This is a genomic window from Aminobacter sp. AP02, from assembly GCF_003148805.1.
In the GTDB taxonomy this organism is placed as follows: Bacteria; Pseudomonadota; Alphaproteobacteria; order Rhizobiales; family Rhizobiaceae; genus Aminobacter.
On sequence record NZ_QGGX01000001.1, the window covers coordinates 16,630 to 39,525 of the forward strand.

Consider the following 22,896-nt stretch of genomic DNA (forward strand, 5'->3'; position numbering starts at 1 on the left):
CGGCCGTCGGCATGCTGGCGATATTTTTGGGCAATCGATCAAAGCGCCTTACCACTCTGCGAACGAACCGTCCTTGTGTCGCCAGATGGGATTGCGCCAGCGGTGGCCTTCCTCGGCGCGTTCCTTGACATAGTCCTCGTCGACATCGACGCCGAGGCCTGGGCCATCCGGAATTGTGACGTAGCCGTCTTCGTAGCGGAATACGTCCTTGTTCTTGGCGTAGTCGATGAGGTCGTTGGTCTTGTTGTAGTGGATGCCGAGGCTCTGCTCCTGGATGAACGCATTGTAGCTCACTGCGTCCAGTTGCAGGCAGGCGGCGAGCGCGATCGGGCCGAGCGGACAGTGGGGGGCAACCGCCACGTCATAGGCTTCGGCCATGGCGGCGATCTTGCGGCACTCGGTGATGCCGCCGGCATGCGAGAGATCTGGCTGAATGATGTCGACAACGCCTTCCTGGAGCACGCTCTTGAAGTCCCAGCGGCTGTAGAGACGTTCGCCAAGCGCGATCGGCGCCGACGATAACGCGGCGATCTCCTTCAGCGCCTCGCGGTTTTCGCTGAGCACCGGCTCTTCGATGAACATCAGCCTATAGGGCTCGAGTTCCCTGACCAGCACGCGCGCCATTGGCCGGTGAACGCGGCCATGAAAGTCGACGGCGATGCCGACATGCGGGCCGACTGCCTCGCGTACCATGGCGACTCGTTCGATCGCCGCATCGATCTTGTCGTGGCTGTCGACGATCTGGAGTTCTTCGGTTCCGTTCATCTTGAGCGCGGTGAAACCGCGCGCGACGACGTCCCTGGCGCCTGCCGCGACTTCCGATGGCCGGTCGCCACCGATCCAGGAATAGACTTTGATGCTGTCGCGGCATTTCCCGCCAAGCAGCTCATGCACCGGTACGTCGAGCGCGCGGCCCTTGATGTCCCACAGCGCCTGGTCGATGCCGGCGACTGCGCTCATCAGGATCGGACCACCGCGGTAGAAGCCGCCGCGGTACATGACATTCCAGTGGTCCTCGATGAGCCGGGGATCCTTGCCGATCAGATAGTCGGCGAGCTCATGAACCGCAGCCTCCACGGTGTGGGCGCGGCCCTCGACCACAGGCTCGCCCCAGCCGCTCACGCCCTCGTCGGTTTCGATCTTGAGAAATAACCAGCGCGGCGGGACGATGTAGGTCTTCAGTGCGGTGATCTTCATGGTGCAGGCACGACTCCAGATGGGCTGCTACGCCCGTTCAGTCTTTCTTGTGCAGGCTCTTCGCCCGCGCAAGGTCGCGGGCGGCGAGGTCGAGGATTTCGTTGGCAGCGTGTCGCGCGGCGACTGCGTCGCGCATACGCAGCGCCTCGACGACGCCGTAGTGAACCTTGACGGCTTCGTCGCGCCGGTCGACGGAGTTGGCCGTCGCTTCCAGTGCGAAATTCAATGCCGTTTCGATCATCCCGCCGATCTGGCGAAAGATCGGGTTGTGGCACGCACCGTAGAGCACCTGGTGAAAGGCGGCGTCCGAGCGGGCGAAACGCGCTACGTCGCTTCCCGCGGCTTCCATGCCTTTCCAGGCGAGTTCAAGGTCGGCGATCTCCTGCAGCGATGCGCGCGTCGCGGCAAGTTCAGCGACCAACGGCTCGATGGCACGGCGCGTCTCCAGGATGGAATCGAACAGTTTGGGATCGAGCGTGTTCGGCCCATGCCACTCTAGCACCTGAGGGTCGATGATGTTCCAGTTGTCGCGCTCGCACACGACCGTTCCGATGCGCGGGCGGCTGAGAACCAGCCCCTTGGCTGCGAGTGTCTTGAGCGCCTCGCGGATGACGGTGCGGCTAACGCCATGTTCGGTGCAGAGATCGTTCTCGCTCGGCAGCGTGCTGCCTACGGGATAGTTGCCGGCAAGAACCTCCGAAGCAATCGCGCGCACGATGTCGGGCAAGACACGCGGGCGCCGTGACTTTGCTGCCGATGGCTCGGTGATATTCATGCCTTCTCCTCCCCAAGAGCGTGTTTCTCGTTCTTATGTCCGCTTCGCATACCGGACAATGCGCCCTTGCGATCGTCCATGACGGTATCGCAAAAGCAGGCTATCCTATTTATCATACAAGAGCAATTGACTGGTATGATAAAAGACGCTAGCGTTTGTCATCCGGGCCGAGCGCCCGGTAGCTTTGGGAGGAATTCACATGCGATTGTTGAAGACGGCGCTCGTCGCGGGCGCCCTTGCGGTTCTGTCTGCCACCACCATTGCATCTGCCTATGCGCAGGAAACCAAGATCGGCTTCATCGTGAAGCAGCCTGAGGAACCCTGGTTCCAGGACGAGTGGAAATTCGCCGACCAGGCCGCCAAGGAAAAAGGCTTCACGCTCGTCAAGATCGGCGCCGAGGACGGCGAGAAGCTGATGTCGGCGATCGACAATCTCGGCGCCCAGGGCGCCCAGGGCTTCATCGTCTGCACGCCCGACGTCAAGCTCGGGCCTGGCATCGTCGCCAAGGCTGCCGCCAACAACCTCAAGTTGATGACCGTTGACGATCGCCTCGTCAGCGCCGACGGCAAGCCGATCGAGGAAGTCCCGCATATGGGCATTTCGGCAACCAAGATTGGCGAGGCCGTCGGCCAGGCCATCGTCGACGAAATGAAAGCCCGTGGCTGGAAGGCCGAAGAAGTCGGCGCCATCCGCGTTTCCTACGACCAGCTTCCAACCGCCGTCGACCGCGTCGAAGGTGCCATCTCGGTGCTCAAGGCGAACGGCTTCAAGGCCGAGAATATCTTCGATGCGCCGCAGGCCAAGACGGACACCGAAGCCGCGCTCAATGCAGCAACCGTTGTCCTGAACAAGAACGCCAACATCAAGAAGTGGGTCGCCTTCGGCCTCAACGACGAGGCTGTTCTGGGTGCCGTGCGTGCATCAGAAGGCGTCGGCATCGCGGCTGACGGCATAATCGGCGTCGGCATCGGCGGCGCGGATTCGGCCATCAACGAGTTCAAGAAGCCAGCAGCCACCGGCTTCATCGGCTCGGTGATCATTTCGCCGAAGCGCCATGGCTATGAGACCGCACTCAACATGTACGAGTGGGTCGCCAACAACCAGGAACCGGAAAAGCTGATCCTGACTGCCGGCGCGCTCGCCAAGCGCGACGATTTCGAAAAGGTCCGCGCGGAACTCGGCATCGAGTAATTGCCGCCACATTGAACGGTGTCCGGCGGCGGTGTTTTGCCGCCGCCGGACATTCAGGAGGACCGTCGATGCCATTTCTCGAATTTTCCCACATCTCGAAATCCTATCCTGGCGTCCATGCCCTGTCCGACGTGTCGTTTTCCGTCGAGAAGGGAGCCGTCCATGGCCTCATGGGCGAAAACGGTGCCGGCAAGTCGACGATGATCCGGGTGCTCTCGGGCGACCAGCATGCCGACTCCGGCGATATCGTCATCGACGGCCAGTTCCAGAAGTACGCCTCCACGCGTGACGCCTTTAATGCCGGCGTCATCGTCATCCACCAAGAATTGCAGCTGGTTCCGGAGCTTACGGTCGCAGAAAACCTGTGCCTCGGCCGCTTTCCTGCCAATGCCGGTGTCATCCAGGCCAGACAGATGTTTGCAGAGGTCGGCACAAAACTGAAATCCGCCGGAATCGACATCGACCCGCGCCGCAAGGTCAAGACGCTCTCCATTGGCGAGCGCCAGATGGTCGAGATCGCCAAGGCGATCATGCTCGATGCACGTGTCATAGCGCTCGACGAACCGACCTCGTCACTGTCGTCGGGCGAAAGCGAAATCCTGTTTGCCCTGATCGAGCGCCTGCGCGCCGAAGGCAAGGTGATCCTCTACATTTCCCACCGCCTCGACGAGGTCTTCCGGCTTTGCGACAGTCTGACCGTGCTGCGCGACGGCAAGCTTGCGGCCCATCACCCAAGCCTTGAAAACGTCACCCGTGAACAGGTAGTCGCCGAGATGGTCGGCCGTCAGATCTCAAACGTTTGGGGCTGGCGCGCGCGTACGGGGGGAGACGTCCGACTCAAGGCTGAAGGCATCGCCGGCGACAAGCTTGTGCAGCCGGCCAGCTTCGAGGCGAAAGCTGGCGAGATTCTCGGCTTTTTCGGCCTGATCGGTGCGGGCCGTTCCGAGCTGATGCGCCTGGTCTATGGGGCCGACGCGCGCAGCGGTGGAACGATCAGTGTCGATGGACAGGCGATCCATGCCGTCGACCCGCGCCAGGCCATCCGCGCCGGAATCGTGCTGTGCTCGGAAGACCGAAAGCATGACGGCATCATCCAGGGGCGCTCGCTGGAGGAGAACATCAATATCTCCTCGCGTCGCCACACCGCGCGCTTCGGTATCCTCGATCCGCGCAAGGAAGCCGAAATCGCCGAGACCTTTATCAAGAAGCTCAAGGTCCGCACGCCGTCGCGCAAGCAGGACATCCTGAACCTGTCCGGCGGTAACCAGCAAAAGGTCATCCTTGGCCGCTGGCTGTCTGAACAGGGCGTCCGGGTGCTGATTGTCGACGAGCCGACACGCGGCATCGACGTCGGTGCAAAGTCGGAGATCTACGAAATCCTCTACCAGCTCGCCGAACAGGGCATGGCGATCATCGTAGTGTCCAGCGAGCTGCCCGAGGTGATGGGCATCTGCGACCGTATCCTAGTCATGTGCGGCGGCCGCATCTCGGCGCACATCGATCGCGACGATTTCAGCGAGCGTGCAATCCTGGCGGCAGCGCTTCCCGACAAAAAAACGCCAGACGCAATCGCTTCGTAAAGGGACTGAGCATGACGAATTCTTTCAAGAAGGTACTGCTCGGCGACCAGGGTCTCGTGGTGATCTTCGTCCTGGCCTTCGCGCTGGTGTCGGTCTTCGTCCCGAACTTCCTGACCGAGCGCAACATGCTGGGCCTGCTGCAGTCGGTCGTCACCGTCGGCATCGTCGCCTGCACGATGATGTTCTGCCTGGCGGCGCGGGATTTCGACCTGTCGGTCGGTTCGATCGTCGCCTTTGCCGGCATGGTCGCCGTCATGGCCTCGAACGCCACCGGGTCGATCACCGTCGGGATCCTCACGGCCCTGCTGTGCGGCGGTGCTGTCGGCCTGATCAATGGCGTGGTCATCGCCAAATTCCGCATCAACGCGTTGATCACCACGCTGGCGACGATGCAGATCGTGCGCGGACTGGCGTTAATTGCGTCGGACGGCCGGGCGGTCGGGATCAACGATCCGAACTTTTACCAGCTCGCTCTGTCCAAGCTCCTGGGCATTCCAACCCCGATCTGGGTGCTGGCGATGCTGTTTGTGGTGTTCGGCTTCGTGCTCAACCGCACGGTGTTCGGCAAAAACACGCTCGCCATCGGCGGCAATCCCGAAGCGTCGCGCCTGGCCGGCGTGAATGTCGACTGGACGCGCATCTGGATATTCACGCTGCAAGGCATGGTCTGCGCCGTTGCCGGCATCCTGCTCGCCTCGCGCATCACCTCGGGACAGCCCAATGCGGCGATCGGGCTCGAGCTGTCGGTCATTTCGGCCTGCGTGCTCGGCGGCGTGTCGCTTGCAGGCGGCCGAGCGGCGATAGCCGGCGTGATCGTGGGTGTCATGATCATGGGCATCGCCGAGAATGTGATGAACTTGCTCAACATCCCGGCCTTCTACCAGTACATCGTCCGTGGCGTGATCCTGCTGCTCGCCGTGTTGCTCGACAACCTCAGGTCCAGCGCGCTCGGACGCCGTTGAGATGCAAGGACTTGTCGAGCTTGAAAACGACCGCCTGTCGCTGCGGGTAAGCACCAGTGGCGGGGCGGTCGTCGCCGGCCAGACGAGCGATGGGCGGCCCTTCCTGCGCCGACATGGCGACGGCGCGTTCGACGTTTTGCGGTCGGCGTGTTTTCCGCTGGTTCCGCTCGGCAATCGCGTCGACCAAAACCGCTTCGAGCTTGGCGGCAAGAACTATCGCTTCAAACCCAACACAGCCGAGCCGAACTACATCCATGGCGATGGCTGGCTGACCGAATGGACCATAGAAGATGCATCGGCCACACATGTCCGACTCGCTTTCGAGCAGGCACGCTCCGCCAATTCGCCGCACATCTATGGCGCGGTCCAGACAATCTTCCTTGACGGCGCCAGCGTAGCCATGGTGCTTTCGGTGACAAACCGGGGAGACGAGACACTGCCATTCGGCATCGGCTTCCACCCCTATTTTCCCCGCACCGAAGGCACCCGGCTTATGGCCCCGGCGGCGACATGGTGGACCGAGCGTGAGGGTTGCCTGCCCGGTGTGCGTACGACCATCCCGGGCAGTGCCGATTTCGCGACGCCGCGCCGGCTGCCGCGCCGCAGGCTGAACAATTGTTTCGAAGGTTGGAGCGGGCAAGCGCGGATCATCTGGCCCGAAATCAAGCTGGCCGCGGACATATCTGCCAATCCCTTGTTCTCGCGCTACATGCTCTATGCGCCGGAGGACGAAGGGAGCTTCTTTTGCCTGGAGCCGATGTCGCATACGCCCAATGCGCTGGCGATGTCGTTCCCGGAGGCCCTCCATTTGCTTTCGCCCGGCGAGACGCTTTCCGGCGCCTTTTCGATCACCGTTTCTGACTGCGAGGAATTCCAATGAGCGACCGTCTTGTCGGCAAGCGCATTTTCGTGACCGGCGCCGCTCAGGGCATTGGCTTGGCCGTCACCCAGGAGTGCCTGAAGCAAGGCGCGAAGCTCTTTGTCGTCGACCGTGATGGAGAGCTGCTGCGCGAGACGGTCGAACGTCTCGATGCGGACAAAGGCATGCTCGAATATGCCGAAGCCGACATCTCCGACGCTTCGGCCATCGCTGCGGCCATGGCGCAGGCCAGCGAGGCCATCGGCCCGGTCAACGCCCTGATCAACAATGCCGGCATCAACGTCTTCAGTGCGCCGCTCGAAACCACCGATGAGGAGTGGCAGCGCTGCTTCGACGTCAATCTCAAGGGTGCGTGGAACTGCTGCAAGGCAGTACTGCCAGGCATGATTTCGGCCGGCGGCGGGGCGATCCTCAACATTGCCTCGACGCACTCCTTCACCATCATTCCGCACACATTCCCCTATCCACTGGCCAAGCACGCGCTGCTCGGTCTCACCAAATCCTTGGCGCTCGAATATGCGGCTGCCGGAGTGCGCGTGAATGCACTCGCGCCCGGCTATGTCGAGACGCAGAAAAACATCGACTACTGGAACAGCTTTGCCGATCCGGAGAAGGCGCGTGCCGAGACCCTGGCGCTTCACCCCGGCAAGCGAATTGCCACGACGACCGAGATAGCCAAGGCGGCCGTGTTCATGATCTCGGACGAATGCCCATTCATGAACGCCGCCTGCCTCGTGGTCGACGGTGGCTTGAGCGTTCTCCAGCACGCTGTCTGATCGTTCGATCACGCGAGTGGAAAGCCACGTAAGAGGCGTGGGTTTCGGTTCCGGCACGTAGAGGTTTGTCGCGTCCCTTCTCCGCTCACAGTCGATCCCAATGCCGCTTTGTCGGTTGGTGTCGACAATCAAACGAGGAACCCCGGGCGGCATTCAATGATCTCAAGTGCCAGAAGTGCATTCCAGCGCTTCATTTGAGCGTCGGTGCCTGTCGGCCTCTAGCCAGGAAAACTTCGGCAACCCACCCGAAATGCATTTGTCGGCTAGGCGGGGATCCGTGCAATCCAAGCAGCTTCTAAGGCCCAAGCTCCGCATCCCTCGATAGTCGCACCCCTCGAAGTGCGGGAAAACATGCCGGACGAATCCACCCGCTATCCATAATGCAATCGCATTGACGTCATATGCGCCCGATTGAAGAGCTTGTTTGTCGCGCAGAACCTTTCCGACGCGCGTTTTCGGGACGGAAAGCTCTCCCGCGGAGGGGCTTGGTGGCAAGCTGAGCCTGGACGCGACGCGCAAGATCGGCACCGAAACCCATCTCGTCTCTTCACATGGTGCCCGGGCAAGCATCGCGCATGAACTGGGCGAATATGGTCTTACCAGTCTCGCCGCATCTGCCAGCCGCACCCATGGCCAGCGGCTCGTTCGGGGCTGACGGCATAATTGTCGTTTCATTCTCGATGCGGACGCTGGCTGCCCTGGCTCATGGCCTCGGCGACAATCTGCTAACGCGCGCTGCCGATGTTACCCTCAAGGAAAAACACCGTCTGGTGGTAGCGCCGCGCGAAGCCCGTTCCATGAAGGTCATATCGAGCCTATGCTCCGGTTGGCACGCCTGGGGGCCGTCATCGCATCGCTGGTGCCGCCGCTGTATACCCTGTCGTCTATCGAGCAGTTGGTGCGCGAGATCGCCGCGCGCCTCGTCAATTGGGCCGGCATCGATCCAGGTGACGCGCTTACACGATGGGGTGAGGGCGCAGAATGCGCCACTTCGACCGGGCGCAGCTGCCTCACATCGCACGGCCAAGGCCAGGCGAATTCAAGCCTGACCGCTTCACTCAGTCAACATCGAAAGCTGCGTCATAGGATGCAATGATGTCGCGCGCCTTGTTGCGGACCGTTTCAGCGCTGTCGCCGGGTGCGTAGAGGTTTGTAGCCAGGCCGAAGGTGCTGATACCGATTTTCCTGTAATCGGCGAACGATGCTTCCGAGACCCCACCGACCACGCCGACGACCGTATCCTTGGGAAGGATGGTCTTGATGGCTGCGACGCCTGAAGTGCCGAGCACGCCACCTGGGAAAAATTTCAAAGCCGAAGCCCCGCATTTGACCGCCAGTAGCGCCTCGGTTGGCGTGAAGACGCCGGGCATGGTCAGCATCTTGTGCTCCGACGCGCGCGCGATGACTTCGGGTTCGATGTTGGGGCTGACGACCAGGCGGCCACCGACATCGGCCAGCCGGTCCACCTGTTCGGCCGAAAGTACGGTTCCGGCACCTATCATCGCCTTGTTGCCGAAAGCGTCGATCACCCGGTGGATAGAAGTGTAGGGATCGGGCGAGTTGAGCGGGATTTCGATCAGGTCGAAACCTTCTTCGATCAGCGTGCCGACGACCGCTTCGGCTTCTTCAGGCTTGATGCCACGCAAGATGGCGACGAGGGATCGCTTCAGATTCGGCCAGGCGATGTTTGATGCCATGTTTTTGTTTCCTTTATGCCCAGATTGAATGCGCTGCCGAAAAGAGGCCACGCCGCACGGCGTCATCGGCATCGATATGCCTGACGTTCAGGCCGACGCGCTGGAGCGCCGCTTTGTAGAGACCGACGATGGCGCCGGATGCGACCAGGGTGACGTCCGCATAGTCAGGGAAGTTCTGCCTGGCAGCCAGTGCCTCCGCCCCGATCAGCAGGCCGGAAAGATGCGCAGCCCCCTCTGACTTGGTCTCGAAATTCAGCAGCTGTGCAGCACGCACGCAAAAGAGCCTGCTCACGCTAAGCGACAAGTCGCTGGCCGCCTTGTCCAGCGCTTTGACAAAGGCCGGTGCATCAGCTCCGAACGGGATGTCGCCGTCCATCGCGAAGGCCAGCGTGGAGTGTTTGCTGAACAGGCTGAAAAGTTCACCGGTCATAAAGGTGGCGAACCGTCTCACCCATCCGTCTTCGAGTACCACCCATTTGCTGTGGGTGCCGGGCATGCACACCAGTTGTCGCGCGGCCATGTCGCCCAGGCCCAGCAACTGGGTTTCCTCGCCGCGCATCACTTCTGGCGCCAGCGGATCACGCTGGGCGATGCCGGGAAGGATGCGGATGTCGGCAAAACCGTTCGGCACGCCGACGGCACAAGCCGCGAAATCGGCGAGGCGCGTCGGCGCGTCGACATAAGGCGCCTCGACCCAACCCTGACGCGCTCCTGCCATGCCGCAGATCAGGATAGGCAGGTCCACCGGCGCATCCATTGCGGCGAGGTGCGCGCGCAACACCGGTTCGAAACCAGACGTCGCGCAATGCGTCATGCCTTCGCGACCGCGGCTTTCGGCCAGCACGCGACCATCGCGCGCCATGAGCCAGGCGCGGAAGCTTGTGGTACCCCAGTCCACGATCACGCAGCAGGCTTCTTGTGATGTGTTCAAGGTCGAGCCTCTTGGCATGACTTCGGAGGACGCGTGGTGGCCATCATTGGGTCATCCAGCGCAGCGGCGCCATCACCAGCTCCGGGAACAAGACGAGCAGGAACAGCACAAAGGTTTCGGCCAAAAGGAATGGCCAGATGCCCTTCATCAAATTGCCCATCCGCATCTGCCCGACGCCGCACACCACGTTGAGCACGGTGCCGACCGGTGGCGTGATCAGGCCGATGGCATTGTTCATGATGAACAGTACGCCGAAATAGACGGGATCGATGCCCGCCTGCTTGAGCACCGGCACCAGCACCGGGGTCAGGATCAGGATGGTGGGGGCAAAGTCGAGCGCGGAGCCGACGATCAATACCAGGACCATCAGCACCAGGATGAGCAACGTCTTGTTATCCATGATTGGCTGGAGCAGTTCGACCATCTGTGCCGGCATATTGGCAGCCGCGATCAGCCAAGCCGAGACGGAAGCTGCGGCGACGAGGAACATCACAACCGCGGTGGTCTTGGCGGCATTGAGCATCAGGTCGTAGAGCTGGCTGAATTTCAGTTCGCGATTGATGAAGAGCCCGACGATCAGGGAATAGGCTGCAGCAACGACCGCGGCCTCTGTCGGTGTGAAGAAGCCGAACTTCAGGCCGCCGATGATGATCACCGGCAGCATTAGGCCCCAGAAGCTCTCGATGGTCAGTCGAAGCCGCTCGCCCATTGGCTGCTTTGGAGCTACCTCGATCTTGTCTTTTCGCGCGACGAACATCCACGTCAGCATCAGCGACGTCCCCATCAGGATGCCGGGCACGATACCTGCGATGAAAAGCTTGGTGATCGAGACCTGGGCGGCAACGCCATACAGGATCATGCCGATCGACGGGGGGATGATGGGCGCGATGATGCCGCCGGCGGCAATCAGTCCACCCGAGCGATATGGATTGTAGCCGGCCTGCCGCATCATCGGCAAAAGCACGGCGGCAAGCGCCGCGGTATCGGCTACCGCCGAGCCAGACAGCGAAGCCATGACGACCGCGGCGCCAATCGCCACGAAGCCGAGGCCGCCGCGCAGATGGCCGACCCAGGCCATCGCCATGTGGATGATGCGCCGGGTGATACCGCCGGCGTTCATGAACTCGCCCGCCAGCATGAAAAACGGCACGGCGAGAAGCGGAAAGCTGTTGGCGCCATCCCACATGTTTTGCACGACGATCTGCGGATCGGTCATGCCCATGTGGAACATCAGGGCAAGGCCCGAGACGATCAGGGCCATGGCGACCGGCATGCCGATCGCCATCGCCGCCAGCAGCGAGATGACGAAAATCAGGATGGTCATTTGCGCGCCGCCTCAACGCTGGAATCGACTTCGTGCATGCCCTCTTCCTCGACCTGGATGAGTTCGTCGTCGCGGACCTTGCCGCGCGCGAGCCGAACCAGATTGTGGAGGCACAGTGCCGCCATCAGCGCACCGGTGAAGTAGGTGACGCCATAGACCCAGCTCATCGGCAGCTGCATGACGGTGGAAACAGTGGTCGCGTTGATCTCGTGCTGCATGAAGGTGCCAACGAAGATGTAGACGCTGCACACGAAGATCAGGATCTGGGAAATCATCCAGCACAGCCGCCGCCATCTGACGGGGAGGGCGAGCACGACGGTATCGACGCCAAGATGCCGGTTTTCGCGCATCGCCACCACGGCACCGATGAAGGTAAGCCAGATGAACAGGAAGCGCGGCAGCTCCTCGGAGACGTCGATGCCTGTATTGAAGCCAGCACGCAAAATGACGTTGCCGAGCACCATCACGAACATGCTGGCCAGGCAGATCACCATGACGGCTTCAAGCAGTTGAAAAAATCTGTCTACGAGACGCGGCACAGCTCGGATCTCCTGGGGTTTTCGACACGAAGATGCCGCGGACGTCTCCGTCCGCGGCATAGGTCAGAGTGCGGTTTAGTTGGCAGCCTTGCGCGCCGCTTCGATCGCGACTGTGAATTCCTGGACGAAGTCGGCGCCGACCGAGGCGGTGTATTTCTCGACCACAGGCTTGACCATTTCACGCATCTTGGCGAGCTCGGCTTCCGGCATCGTGTCGATCTCGATTCCAGTTTCCTTGAGCTGATCGGTGATCTTGCCGTCGTTTTCGGCGATCAGCTTGGCCTGGTAGGCGGATGCGTCTGCGGCAGCCGTCATGACAGCGTTTCGGTCAGCTTCCGGCAGGGCGTCGAACCAGGTCTTCGAAGCCACGATCGCGACCGGCGAATAGACATGGTTGGTCAGCGTGATGTATTTCTGCACTTCGTAAATGCGGTTGGCGTAGATGTGGGCCAGCGGGTTCTCCTGGCCGTCCAGCGCCTTGGTCTCGAGCGCCGAGAACACTTCCGAGAACGACATCGTCACGGCATTGGCGCCGAGCGTTTTCCAGGTGTCGAGCGCGACTGGGTTCTGCATCACGCGCAGCTTAAGGCCGGAGATGTCGTCCACCGATTTGATCGGCTTGACACTGTTGGTCAGGTTACGGAAGCCGAATTCGCTCCAGGCAAGACCGGTCAGTCCGATCTCGGACATGCGGTCGAGCATCTTGCGGCCTACCGGCCCGTTCAGCACGGCGCTGGCTTCCTCGCGATTGGCGAACATGAACGGGAAGTCGAAGATCTGGACTTCCTTGATCTTGCCCGAGAGCGGGGCGACGCCGCCAACATAGAGCTCAAGCGTGCCGCTCTGGGTGGCCTGCAGCATCTTGTCGTCGCCGCCAAGGATGCCACCGTCGAAGACCTGGATCTCGACGCGGTTCTCGGTCGCCTTGGCGACGTCTTCAGCAAACTTCTTCATGGCCACGGCTTGCGGATGCTCGGCCGGCATGCCGTGCCCGAGACGGGCAGCTGTCGCGGGGGCCACAAGACTTGCCAGGCCGGCGGCTGCCGCCAATGTGAGTGCGAGCGTTTTGAGACGCATGGAAAACTCCTCTCTCTCTTCAGGTTCTTGTCGTGGGGGCTGTGAGCGGGGCGATGGCGTTGCGTATTGAGCCATTCCCGATTGGGTCAATTCGATGGGTATGTGCGAGTCCGCTTTGAGGCGCGCGACCGTGTGCCGCGGACCACCTTGGGTGCCTGCCGGAAGGGGCGACCGAGCAATGGGCTACTCCACGAAACAAACTTGGCCACACGCCCTCCCAGGCAAAAGTTGCATGCTCTTGACGCTCCAATAACTCCGATTATAAGAGAAAACAAGACTGAATGCCGAGTGACTTTGGGGAACCGAAAACGGCAGGCACGCGCCGGTTCGAGCATTGCATCCGTCGCCAAAGGGAAGCGTTCGGCGCAAGCCGGCGCGTTCGCGTGACATGGTTGGGTCATACGAATGGCCGACCTCAGGCGCACAACCAATTCGTGTCGCAAGACACTGGACAACAACGGGATAGACAAGACGTGACACGGAAATTGCGTTCGCAGGCCTGGTTCGGGGGCTTCGGCAAGGATGCCTTCATTCACCGCAGCTGGATGAAGAACAACGGCCTGCCCGACGATGCCTTCGACGGTCGCCCGGTGATCGGAATCTGCAATACCTTCTCCGAGTTCACTCCATGCAATGCGCATTTTCGCGGACTGGTCGAGCATGTGAAGGCCGGCATCCTCGAGGCAGGTGGCTTGCCGCTCGAATTTCCCGTCTTCTCCTGTGGTGAATCGAACCTGCGTCCTACTGCGATGCTGTTCCGCAATCTCGCTTCGATGGATGTCGAAGAAGCAATCCGCGGCAACCCGATGGACGGCGTGGTCCTGATGGCCGGTTGCGACAAGACCACGCCGTCACTGGTCATGGGCGCTGCGTCCTGCGACGTGCCGGCGATCGTCGTGTCGGGCGGGCCGATGCTGAACGGTCGCTTCCGAGGCAAGCCGATTGGCTCGGGCACCGACGTCTGGAAATTCTCCGAGGACGTGCGCGCCGGCGTGATGACCGAACAGGAGTTTGCCGCCGCCGAAAGCGCCATGTCGCGCTCTCCCGGTCATTGCATGACCATGGGTACGGCTTCGACAATGGCGTCGATGGTCGAGTCGCTTGGCCTGGCGTTGCCCGGCAATGCGGCCTATCCGGCGGTCGATGCCCACCGCGCGCGCCTTGCCCGCCTCTCCGGCCGACGCATCGTCGAGATGGTCAAGGAAGATTTGCGCCTGTCGGCCATACTCACGCGAAAGGCGTTCGCCAACGCGATCCGCATCAATGGTGCGATTGGCGGTTCGACAAACGCGGTCGTGCATCTGCTTGCCATCGCCGGCCGCACTGGCATCGAGCTTTCACTCGACGACTGGGACCTCTTCGGCCGCGATATCCCGACCATCCTCAACCTGATGCCGTCGGGCAAGTTCCTGATGGAGGAGTTCTGCTACGCCGGAGGCCTGCCGGCGGTGATGAAGGAAATCGCAGACCTGCTTGACCTCGACGCCCTGACGGTGACCGGCAAGACGGTAGGCGACAACATAGCATCCGCCGAGAATTTCAACGACGAGGTGATCCTGCCCCGCAACAAGGCGCTGACCCAGCAGGGCGGAATTGCGGTTCTGCGCGGCAACCTCGCGCCGAACGGCGCGATCCTGAAGCCGTCCGCCGCGTCCCCGGAGCTCATGAGTCACCGTGGCCGCGCAGTGGTGTTCGAAAACATCGAGCACTACAAGGCGCGGGTCGACGATCCGGCCCTCGACATCGACGAAACCTGCGTCATGGTGCTCAAGAACTGCGGCCCCAAGGGTTATCCCGGCATGGCCGAGGTCGGCAACATGGCGCTGCCGCAAAAGCTCTTGGCAAAGGGCGTGCGCGACATGGTCCGCATCTCGGATGCGCGCATGTCGGGCACCGCGTTCGGTACCGTCGTGCTGCATGCGGCACCCGAAGCGGCCGTTGGAGGCCCGCTCGCGCTCGTCGAGGACGGCGACATGATCGAACTCCACGTCGAAAACCGCCGCCTGCATCTTGAGGTCAGCGACGAAGAACTTACGCGCCGCCGCGCGCGCTGGACCCCGCCGTCACAGGATATGCAGGGCGGTTATCAGAGCCTCTATGTCGAGCGCGTCATGCAGGCGGATCGAGGTGCCGACCTCGACTTCCTGGTCGGCTGCCGTGGCCACGATGTGCCACGCGAAAGCCATTGAGGGAGAAGTCGATGTCACGTTTTACTGTTGCCGACATGCATGGCATCCACGCCATTCTCTACGCGCTGTTCGATGATCAGGAGCGGCTCGATCGGGCGGCGATGCGCCGGCAGGTGGAGGTTTGCCTTGAGGTCGGCGTCCACGGCATGGCGGCACTCGGCCTTGCCACGGAAGTGTCGAAGCTCACGGATGCCGAGCGCCGGACGGTCATGGACTGGATCGCCGAGGACACCTGCGGAAAGGTGCCGCTGGCGCTCACCATCTTCGGCGCGTCGGTCGCCGAGCAGATCGCACAGGTGCGTCACGCCGAAAGCGTTGGTGCCGATTGGCTGATCCTGCAGCCGCCGATGGTCGGCCAGTATGGCGCGGCCGAATACATCCGCTTTTTCGGACGCGTGGCAGAAGCCACGGATCTTCCGGTCGCCATCCAGAACGCACCCGCTTTCATGGGCCGGGGGCTGAGTTCCACCGAAATCAGCGATCTCGTGCATCAGCACCCCAATATCCAGCTGGTAAAGGGCGAGGGTCCGGTGGTCGATATCGCCGGCCTGGTCGAGGCGACCGGCGGCAAGCTGCCTATCTTCAATGGCCGCGCCGGGCTCGAAATGCTCGACAATCTGCGTATCGGTTGCCGCGGGCTCATCCTGGCGCCGGACTGCATCGACTATGCGGTCGCGGCCTATGAAAGCTTCCGGGCCGGCGACGAGGACGGTGCGCTTGCGACCTATCGCCAGATGCTGCCGGCTGTCGTTTCCACCATGCAGGGATTGGAGAATCTGCTGTGCTACGGCAAGCGCCTGTTTGCACTGCGCAGCGGATTGGCTGTTCATGATCGCGGCCCGGCACTGCGCCCCAACGTCACGGGCCTTGCCATGATCGAGCGTTTTGCCGCCGATCTCGGACCGCTGGCGCGCAGGACGAAAGCCACGGCCTGATCGAGCTGCCAAGTGTCGTCGCCCTGTGGATGCGGCCGGTTGAAATGCTGTCGAGGGTATGAATTATGACACGCACCGGTGATTTTGCCGGCGCACTACAGCAGGTATGTTGCGGCACACAAGGTCGGGATCGGATTCGATGACAAAGCCAAGGCCGATGCCAGAGCGAGGCTTGCCGGCCCAGATCGCCGCCGATATCGGCCGGCGCATCACCCGTGGCGACCTCAAGCCAGGGGACATTTTGCCCAAGGAACTGGAACTCCTTTCGAGCCTCCAGGTCAGCCGCACGACTTTGCGCGAGGCACTGAAGATTCTTTCGACCAAGGGCTTCATCGAGGCCAAGCCGCGCATGGGCACGCGCGTCCTGCCGGCGGACAGGTGGAACACGCTCGATCCCACTGTCTTGTCGTGGCAAGACGACTCCGAAAGCAGCGAAACGCTTGCCGAAGAGTTGTTCGAGATACGCCTGTCCATCGAACCGATGGCGGCGGCCTTGGCTGCGCGCCGCTCGACTGCCGCCGACAGGGCGGGCATTCGCCGGGCGTTCGAGGCGATGTCACGCCGATATGATGATGAGCGGCAGTCGATCGAGGCCGATATCGCCTTCCATCTCCAGATCATCCAGGCGGCGCATAACCGCTTCTTGCTTCCTGTCTCCTCGGTGATCCGTGCCGCATTGACTGTCAGTATCCCCAAGACACTGAGGACGTTCGGCATCGAGCATTCACTCGACATGCACGAGGCCATCGCCATTGCTATCGAGAAGGGTGATGAAGAGGCTGCTGAAGAGGCCGCGCGCAAGCTGATCCAGGACACCTATCAACGAAACTTCCGGACCTGAAGGCCGCCGCCATTGCATGCGTTGAGCTTGGATTACTTCCCCAGCAGGTACTGCCGGGGAGGCGACGAGTATGGTTGCCAAGGGTTGATGAGCGTATCAGCTGTTGTTTTGTCCTCGCCCGATGGCAGCGCCGATCCAGTCCAGTCGTGCGGCCGGAATAAGCCCGTAATTGTAGAAATTGATTCCGTCGACATTTGTCGAAAGGGCCGGCGCGACCTTGGCGGCGAGCACTTCAGGCCCTGACATTTCAGGATAGTAGAGGCGGTAGCAGGTGCCGAGGAATTTGTCTGGCCCAAGTGCCTTTCGCCCTGTCGCCAATAATTCCGTCACCTCGTTTGCCTCCATGCCATAGGCGGAAAGGATGACGCCGTCGCAGGCCTTGCCGATTGCAGCCAGGTCCGAACCGCCGAGCCAGCCTTCCTTGAGGTCGATGACCACGATGCGCGTTGCCGGATCGGCGACCTCGCGCAGTTCGGCGACAAGGCTGGTAACTGGTTCGAAACGCCAGGCCATGTAAGCGTGCAGCTGCGGCCATGGAGCGAAGGTGTCGAGGCCGCGAGCGGGAAAATCAGGGAAGCGGGGTTGGGGCGTGGCGCGCTCGCAGGTGTCGGTTACCCATTCGCAAACGAGCCGGCGCGCCGCCTCGCCATCGGCCCCGGCTTTTGCCGCACGTGACAGGCAAGATGGGCAGAAGCAGAGCGACAGCAGGAAATCGTCTTCCGCCGTCAGGCCGACGCCATCCTTCTCATGATGATACTCATGGGCGAAACTCATGAAGGTCGGGGTTTCGAGCTCGATCATGTCGGGCCGGTAGGTCCGACTGATGTCTTCTACCAACGCACGGACATAGGCACGGGCACCGGCATTGGACGGGCACAGGCTATAGTAGTTCGGGTCGCCGAACGCATTTCGCGTGACTGCGCCGGGGTACAGCATGCCGAGCCGCGTGTTGTGCAGGCAGACCGTCCAGCACGACACTTTCAGCCCGCCGGCATCTCGGCGCCTGATGAGACCGGCGAGGACATCGCCGCCCTCGGTGATGACGTCCGCGACCTTCGGCCGGATGGCGAGCCCGTCCCAACGATTGGGCGTTGGCTGGAAATAGATGGTACCGTCTTCTGGAAAGTAGGCTTTGCGGCGCGGGCTGCGCGGCTGCAGGAAGCGGCCGGCATGATAGGACGTGGCCAGGCTGACGGTGTTCATCCCGGCGCGCTCGGCCAGTTCGCGTTCGACGGTATCGTAGCCGATATCCTGGATGTCCCAGGGGTAGGTCCACGTCGAAAGATGCATGGATTTCCTCGCAGCTTGCGTCATGCTGAAACCGGTTCGGCAACCTGCATCAGGCAGTCTCCGGCTTCGCACATGGTGTGCAGCCGGCGCGAGATGACTATGCCGGCCTCGGCGAAATGAAGTGCTTCTTCGGCATCGTCGAGCCGCTCGAGATCATGGTACCAACCAGCGAGCTGGCCGGCGGCGACGTGCTCTCCAAGTCGGGCTGCCGGCTCGAACCAGCCGCGACGAGTGGTGTAGATGCCCTGGCTGTGACGCGACAATGACAGCAATCTCGTTTCGAGTACTCCGGTTGAAGACGCCAGAACCGGCTCCTCAATCACGCCGACCCCAAGCAGAAGGTTGTCGATGGCACGCGCGGTGATCGCCATGGAATCGACCGTAGCGGTCCCGCCGCCGCCGAACTCGCCTGAGATGCCGATCGCACCTGCACGCCGCGCAGCACCCATCGATGTGGGGGAGGCGGCGCCATTGTCGGCGACGAAGCCATAGGGCATGCCGAGTGACTTCATGAGAGCGACGCCACGCTGGTGCCGTTCCGGGTCGGCATTTCGTTCGACCAGCGCGGTTGGCAGGTGTTCCATCGAGGTGCCGCCGGAATGCAGGTCGAAGACGATGTCGTGGCGCGCAAACAGGTCGCTTTCAAGGAAATGCGCCAGCCGGCTGGTCGGCGTGCCCGCAGGATCGCCGGGGAAGGCGCGGTTGAGGTTGCCGCCATCGAGCGGCGAGCAGCGCTTGGCCGCCATCACCGCCGGTGCATTGGCCATCGGCAGGATGGTGACGCGCCCCTTGATGAGGGCCGGGTCGAGCTTGCGGATCAGCCGCGCCAGCGACAGCTCGCCTTCATATTCGTCGCCATGGTTGCCGGCCATCAGCAACACCGACGGACCCTCGCCGTTGCGGATGAGGCAAATCGGCACCTTGACATGGAAATAGGGCGAGCGGTCGATCGAAAACGGAATGCTCAGATGGGCAAGCGTCTTGCCGTCGCGGTCAAAATCGAGGCTATGAACGAGGCCGGAATGCATGGAACTGCCCCTTAGATTGCGGCGACCGCAGTGATCTCGATCCTGAGATCGGGATCGGCGAGGCGTGCCTCGACGCAGGCGCGAGCGGGCAGGCGCTCGGGATCTACCCAGGCGTCGTAGACGCTGTTCATCGCTTCGAAATCGCCGATCTGCGGCAAAAACACGTTGACCGCGACAAGCCTCGATTTGCTGGTGCCGGCTTCGGCGAGCAACTGGTCGATCTTCGACAAGACGTCCCTCGTCTGGCTCTCGATACCGGCCTTGCGGTCGTTTGCGACCTGTCCGGCAATGTGGACCATGCCGCCATAAACGACTGCCTGCGACATGCGCGAGCCGGACTGGAAGTACTGGATCATTTCAGGTCCTTTCAAGTTTTCTCAAGTCGGCAAGCGCCGGTCAGCCGAAATAGGTGGGGAACGCGCTGCGCACACGCCCCGTCCCGTCGACGCCGAAAATCACGCGATAGCGATCGAGGCAGGTGCAGGGGTGCGAGATGCCGAACTCTATGACGTCGCCGACGGCGAGGTCAGTTTCAGGTGTAAGGGACAGGAATGCGTGCTGGTCGTTGAGCTTGACGACAGTCGGCAAAGGGGTGGCCAGCTGTAACGGTTTGCCAGAGCGATAGCGGCCAAGCACGACGGGAAAGCCCTGGTCGAAGGAGACGTCGCGCATGCCCATGCCGCAAATGGCGACGCCGGGCTCCGGGAGGGACAGCACTTCCGCCCACAGCCGAAGAGCCGGACGAAATGATTGCCGGGCTGAGGTCGCGATGCCATCGAGTGCGAAACCGCCGCGTTGATCGACAGCGGCCATGGCTCGGTCGTAGACGCCATTGTCGTGGAAGAAGATCGCGCCACTGCGCAGCAACAGGATGGCGTTTGTATCGCGCGAGACCGGCGGCGCCAGTTTGGACACCACCTTGTCGAAGAACACTGAACCGCCAGCGCTAACGATCAACGGGGTGTCAGGACCGACCCGTTTTCGCAGCAGCGTAAAGACATCGGCCGTGAGCTCCAGCAGCCCCGATATCGCCGCGTCGGTCTCGTCCTGGGTTGGCCGCCCGGCGGCGCCTTCGTAGGTTGCAACGCCTGCGGCGACGAGGCGGCCGCCAGTGCCGAGGATCGCCTCGAGGATCGCTTTGGCGTCGTCGAGCGTGCGTGCGCCGCCGCGTCCGGCGCCGGTTTCGACCAGCACGCGCAGTGGCGGTAGCGCGTCATTGGCGCGCCATATCTCGATAAGGGCTTCGACCGATGCGACGGAATCGGCGAAGACATGCAGGTCGGCTAGTGGGTTGGCCGCCACCAACATGGCGAGCCGGCCGGCGCCACCGATACCTCCGACCTCGTTGGCGAGGATCAGCCTGGTGAGCCCGGCCCGAAGCATCACCGAAGCCTGCCTTATGTCGGCGACCGTTGTGCCCCAGGCACCAGCCTCCACAAGCGAACGCGCCAGATCGGGGGACATCGGCGTCTTGGCGTGCGGTGCGATGTCGACGCCGGCTTGCCTTGCATAACGCAGGAACAGGTCGCGATTGCCCGCAAATGCAGTCTCGTTGAGGGTAAGCACCGGCAACGACATGTTGCCGTCGGCGGGGTGCCAACCCTTAGAGCCGACGAGGCTGCTGTCGAGGTCTGATACACCGGGCGGTACGCCGCGAATACGGTCGTCGAGCGTGAACTTTTCGCGGGCTCCTGTCAGCATGGCTGGTGCTTCCGGTTTCATGTGATGCTACCCATTCGCGCGGCCGGAACGCGCGTTCCGGCGTGTAGTTGTGTCCGGTCTGGACGAAAGAGGGAAAAACGCGTGGCGCAGGTCTATTCCGGTCCGATCATCGATGCACATCATCATCTGTGGGACCTTGGCCTGGATCGTCATCCGTGGCTGAGCGCGACCGCGAATGATCGCGGCAGCCTTGGCAACCTTGGACCGCTGCGGCACAACTACCTTCCAAGCGACTATCGGCGCGATGCCAGGCGACACGACGTCGTCGGCAGCGTGCATGTGGAAGCGGGCTGGGCGAGCGATGACAATGTCGGTGAGACGCGCTGGCTCGAGAGCCTCGACAAGGCGCAGGGCGTCGCTGTTCGTTACGTGGCGCAGGTGCGGCTTGCGAGCAAGAATGCGGCGGCGATCCTCGAAGCTCAATCGGCGTTTGCCCGCGTCGTTGGCGTGCGCGATATCCTGAGTTGGGATACCGATCCGGCAAGACGCTTTGCGGCGCGCGACGGGATCATGGATGAGCCTTCGTTCCGTGCCGGTCTCGACCTTTTGCAACGCCATGGCTTTTCGTTCGACCTGATGGTCTTCCCGCGCCAGCTTGCCGGCGCCGCCCGGTTGGCCGCTGCCTTCCCGAACCAGATCTTCGTCGTCAACCATTGTGGTAGCCCGATCGACCGCGACGCCGACGGTATGCAGGTCTGGCGCGACGGACTGCGAATGCTTGCGCGCCTGGACAATGTCGCCGTCAAGATTTCGGATCTCGTCGCTTACGATCATGACTGGACGCTCGAAAGCCTGCGGCCGGTTGTCATGCACTGCATCGAGTGTTTCGGCCCCGAGCGCGCGATGTTCGGCAGCGACTTTCCCGTTGCTGGCCTACATGCGACGTTCGACGAGGTGTATGACAGCTTCAAGGCCATCACGGCAGACCTTTCGGGGGCAGAACAGGGCGCACTGTTCTTCGACACGGCCAAGCGCATTTACAGGCTGGATGACAACTCATCGGCGGGCGGCCTCGCGACCGGAGAGTAGCAGCAAGCCGAGGATCAGCGAGCCGAACAGGATGCTGCGCCAGCCTGGCGAAGCGTTGACCACGGTGATCAGTGCTGTGATCGTGACCAGAAGGATCGAGCCGGGAATTGTTCCGGCATAGGTGCCGAGCCCACCGAGGATCGAGGTGCCACCGAGCACGACCGCAGCAATCGAAGCCAAGAGATAGGGGTCGCCGATGCCGACGTAGCCCTGACCATTCATGCCGAGAACGAGCACGCCGGCGAGCCCCGCCGTTAAGCCGCTAATACCGTAGATGGCGATCGTGGTGGCTGGCACCGGCACGCCTGACAGCTCGGCGGCGCGCGGATTTGCCCCGATCGCGAAGATTCTTGCGCCGAACGGCGTGGCGTGCATGACGAACAAAACAAGCGCCGAAATGACCACCCACAACAACACACCGGCTGGAATGCCGGCTGGGCGGGCATTGCCAAGCCAGCCGACCAGCGGGTTCTGCACGGATACGGCGCTGCCGCCGGCGATGATGATGAGCAGGCCTTGCAGGAACGTCGCCATGGCGAGCGTCATGATCATCGGGTGGACCTTGAGGTAGGCGACGCCGAGCCCGTTGACCAGTCCGATGGCGGTGGTCATCGCCAGCACAATCAGGATCGCAGACAATCCGGTTGGATCGGCCGACGAAGAAACCAGGGGCAGGCCGACGGCCGCGACCGTGACGATGGCTGCAACAGACAGGTCGATACCGCCGGCGACCACAACGAAGGTCTGCCCTGCGGCGACCAGGCCAATGACTGCGGCAAGCTCGACCAGATAGCGCAGATGGCCGAATGCTCCGAAGCCGCGCGTGGCGAGGCTAGCGACGATCCACACGGCGGCGACCACCAGCAAGGTCAGGAACGGCCGGCTGCGCAGTATGGTCATGATGCGGGCCTTGGGCGACATGGATTGGCTCG

The 22,896-nt window shown here is 62.2% G+C and carries 23 protein-coding genes; 11 read left to right on the forward strand and 12 right to left on the reverse strand.

Translation table 11 applies throughout. From position 1 onward, the window contains the following. Positions 1 to 48 precede the first annotated feature (48 nt). Together dgoD and C8K44_RS00120 are read right to left on the reverse strand one after the other, a co-directional pair. The gene (dgoD, locus tag C8K44_RS00115) at positions 49 to 1,197 is read right to left on the reverse strand and encodes a galactonate dehydratase (protein ID WP_109573728.1); all 1,149 of its coding nucleotides are present in this window, start codon (positions 1,195 to 1,197) and stop codon (positions 49 to 51) included. Positions 1,198 to 1,234: 37 nt separating this feature from the next. After that, positions 1,235 to 1,972 (reverse strand): FadR/GntR family transcriptional regulator, encoded by a 738-nt coding sequence (locus tag C8K44_RS00120; protein ID WP_109573729.1) that lies wholly within the window; start codon positions 1,970 to 1,972, stop codon positions 1,235 to 1,237. A 199-nt stretch (positions 1,973 to 2,171) separates the two neighbouring features. Between C8K44_RS00120 and C8K44_RS00125 the strand changes: the two genes are divergently transcribed. The 7 genes from C8K44_RS00125 (at position 2,172) to C8K44_RS27830 (ending at position 8,411) form a co-directional block, all read left to right on the forward strand. Next, complete coding sequence (locus C8K44_RS00125) at positions 2,172 to 3,164, forward strand: arabinose ABC transporter substrate-binding protein (protein WP_109573730.1); 993 nt, start codon at positions 2,172 to 2,174, stop codon at positions 3,162 to 3,164. Between the two features lie 68 nt (positions 3,165 to 3,232). Next, positions 3,233 to 4,744, forward strand: a complete 1,512-nt coding sequence (gene araG / locus C8K44_RS00130) for an L-arabinose ABC transporter ATP-binding protein AraG (protein ID WP_109573731.1) — start codon at positions 3,233 to 3,235, stop codon at positions 4,742 to 4,744. Between the two features lie 11 nt (positions 4,745 to 4,755). Continuing rightward, positions 4,756 to 5,706 (forward strand): L-arabinose ABC transporter permease AraH, encoded by a 951-nt coding sequence (gene araH, locus C8K44_RS00135; protein WP_109573732.1) that lies wholly within the window; start codon positions 4,756 to 4,758, stop codon positions 5,704 to 5,706. Between the two features lies 1 nt (position 5,707). Next, positions 5,708 to 6,586, forward strand: coding sequence for an aldose 1-epimerase (locus C8K44_RS00140; RefSeq protein ID WP_109573733.1), 879 nt, complete (start codon positions 5,708 to 5,710; stop codon positions 6,584 to 6,586). After that, positions 6,583 to 7,362, forward strand: a complete 780-nt coding sequence (locus C8K44_RS00145) for an SDR family oxidoreductase (protein WP_109573734.1) — start codon at positions 6,583 to 6,585, stop codon at positions 7,360 to 7,362. Before C8K44_RS00140 ends, C8K44_RS00145 begins: the two co-directional genes overlap by 4 nt. Before the next feature lie 424 nt (positions 7,363 to 7,786). Beyond that, entirely contained in the window at positions 7,787 to 8,017 is a 231-nt protein-coding gene (locus C8K44_RS27825) for a hypothetical protein (RefSeq protein ID WP_245417329.1), read from the forward strand. 25 nt (positions 8,018 to 8,042) lie between these two features. Continuing rightward, positions 8,043 to 8,411 carry a flavoprotein gene (locus C8K44_RS27830; RefSeq protein ID WP_245417323.1) on the forward strand — a complete coding sequence of 123 codons (369 nt, stop codon included), beginning with the start codon at positions 8,043 to 8,045 and terminating at the stop codon, positions 8,409 to 8,411. A 9-nt stretch (positions 8,412 to 8,420) separates the two neighbouring features. Here the strand turns inward: C8K44_RS27830 and C8K44_RS00155 are convergent, their stop codons facing one another. From C8K44_RS00155 to C8K44_RS00175, 5 genes are all read right to left on the reverse strand, one after another. Beyond that, on the reverse strand, positions 8,421 to 9,059 hold the full coding sequence (locus tag C8K44_RS00155; RefSeq protein ID WP_109573735.1) for a 2-dehydro-3-deoxy-6-phosphogalactonate aldolase: 639 nt from the start codon (positions 9,057 to 9,059) through the stop codon (positions 8,421 to 8,423). A 13-nt stretch (positions 9,060 to 9,072) separates the two neighbouring features. After that, positions 9,073 to 10,008, reverse strand: coding sequence for a 2-dehydro-3-deoxygalactonokinase (locus C8K44_RS00160; RefSeq protein WP_109573736.1), 936 nt, complete (start codon positions 10,006 to 10,008; stop codon positions 9,073 to 9,075). Between the two features lie 25 nt (positions 10,009 to 10,033). Then, entirely contained in the window at positions 10,034 to 11,314 is a 1,281-nt protein-coding gene (locus tag C8K44_RS00165) for a TRAP transporter large permease subunit (RefSeq protein WP_109573737.1), read from the reverse strand. Then, on the reverse strand, positions 11,311 to 11,853 hold the full coding sequence (locus C8K44_RS00170) for a TRAP transporter small permease (protein WP_245417298.1): 543 nt from the start codon (positions 11,851 to 11,853) through the stop codon (positions 11,311 to 11,313). The genes C8K44_RS00165 and C8K44_RS00170 overlap by 4 nt, the downstream gene beginning before the upstream one ends. A gap of 75 nt (positions 11,854 to 11,928) precedes the next feature. Then, a complete protein-coding gene (locus C8K44_RS00175; protein WP_109573739.1) occupies positions 11,929 to 12,930 on the reverse strand; it encodes a TRAP transporter substrate-binding protein in 1,002 nt (333 codons plus the stop codon). A 473-nt stretch (positions 12,931 to 13,403) separates the two neighbouring features. On the opposite strand from C8K44_RS00175, the gene araD reads away from it, so the two are divergent. The 3 genes from araD (at position 13,404) to C8K44_RS00190 (ending at position 16,895) form a co-directional block, all read left to right on the forward strand. After that, positions 13,404 to 15,119: an L-arabinonate dehydratase gene (araD, locus tag C8K44_RS00180; protein ID WP_109573740.1), complete on the forward strand. Its 1,716-nt coding sequence runs from the start codon at positions 13,404 to 13,406 to the stop codon at positions 15,117 to 15,119. 11 nt (positions 15,120 to 15,130) lie between these two features. Then, a complete protein-coding gene (locus C8K44_RS00185) occupies positions 15,131 to 16,054 on the forward strand; it encodes a dihydrodipicolinate synthase family protein (protein ID WP_109573741.1) in 924 nt (307 codons plus the stop codon). A gap of 139 nt (positions 16,055 to 16,193) precedes the next feature. Further along, a complete protein-coding gene (locus tag C8K44_RS00190; RefSeq protein ID WP_158282683.1) occupies positions 16,194 to 16,895 on the forward strand; it encodes a FadR/GntR family transcriptional regulator in 702 nt (233 codons plus the stop codon). Between the two features lie 96 nt (positions 16,896 to 16,991). Here the strand turns inward: C8K44_RS00190 and C8K44_RS00195 are convergent, their stop codons facing one another. From C8K44_RS00195 to C8K44_RS00210, 4 genes are read right to left on the reverse strand one after another with little or no spacing between them, the layout of a single operon-like run. Further along, positions 16,992 to 18,185, reverse strand: coding sequence for a hypothetical protein (locus tag C8K44_RS00195; protein ID WP_109573743.1), 1,194 nt, complete (start codon positions 18,183 to 18,185; stop codon positions 16,992 to 16,994). A 20-nt stretch (positions 18,186 to 18,205) separates the two neighbouring features. Then, a complete protein-coding gene (locus C8K44_RS00200) occupies positions 18,206 to 19,213 on the reverse strand; it encodes a succinylglutamate desuccinylase/aspartoacylase family protein (protein ID WP_109573744.1) in 1,008 nt (335 codons plus the stop codon). Positions 19,214 to 19,224: 11 nt separating this feature from the next. Next, positions 19,225 to 19,569, reverse strand: coding sequence for a RidA family protein (locus tag C8K44_RS00205; protein ID WP_109573745.1), 345 nt, complete (start codon positions 19,567 to 19,569; stop codon positions 19,225 to 19,227). 40 nt (positions 19,570 to 19,609) lie between these two features. Continuing rightward, on the reverse strand, positions 19,610 to 20,914 hold the full coding sequence (locus tag C8K44_RS00210; RefSeq protein ID WP_199226973.1) for an alanine racemase: 1,305 nt from the start codon (positions 20,912 to 20,914) through the stop codon (positions 19,610 to 19,612). 102 nt (positions 20,915 to 21,016) lie between these two features. On the opposite strand from C8K44_RS00210, the gene C8K44_RS00215 reads away from it, so the two are divergent. Further along, entirely contained in the window at positions 21,017 to 21,964 is a 948-nt protein-coding gene (locus C8K44_RS00215; RefSeq protein WP_109573747.1) for an amidohydrolase family protein, read from the forward strand. Here C8K44_RS00215 and C8K44_RS00220 read toward each other — a convergent pair. After that, positions 21,932 to 22,864, reverse strand: a complete 933-nt coding sequence (locus C8K44_RS00220) for an ABC transporter permease (RefSeq protein WP_109574035.1) — start codon at positions 22,862 to 22,864, stop codon at positions 21,932 to 21,934. The genes C8K44_RS00215 and C8K44_RS00220 overlap by 33 nt on opposite strands. Positions 22,865 to 22,896 lie beyond the last annotated feature (32 nt).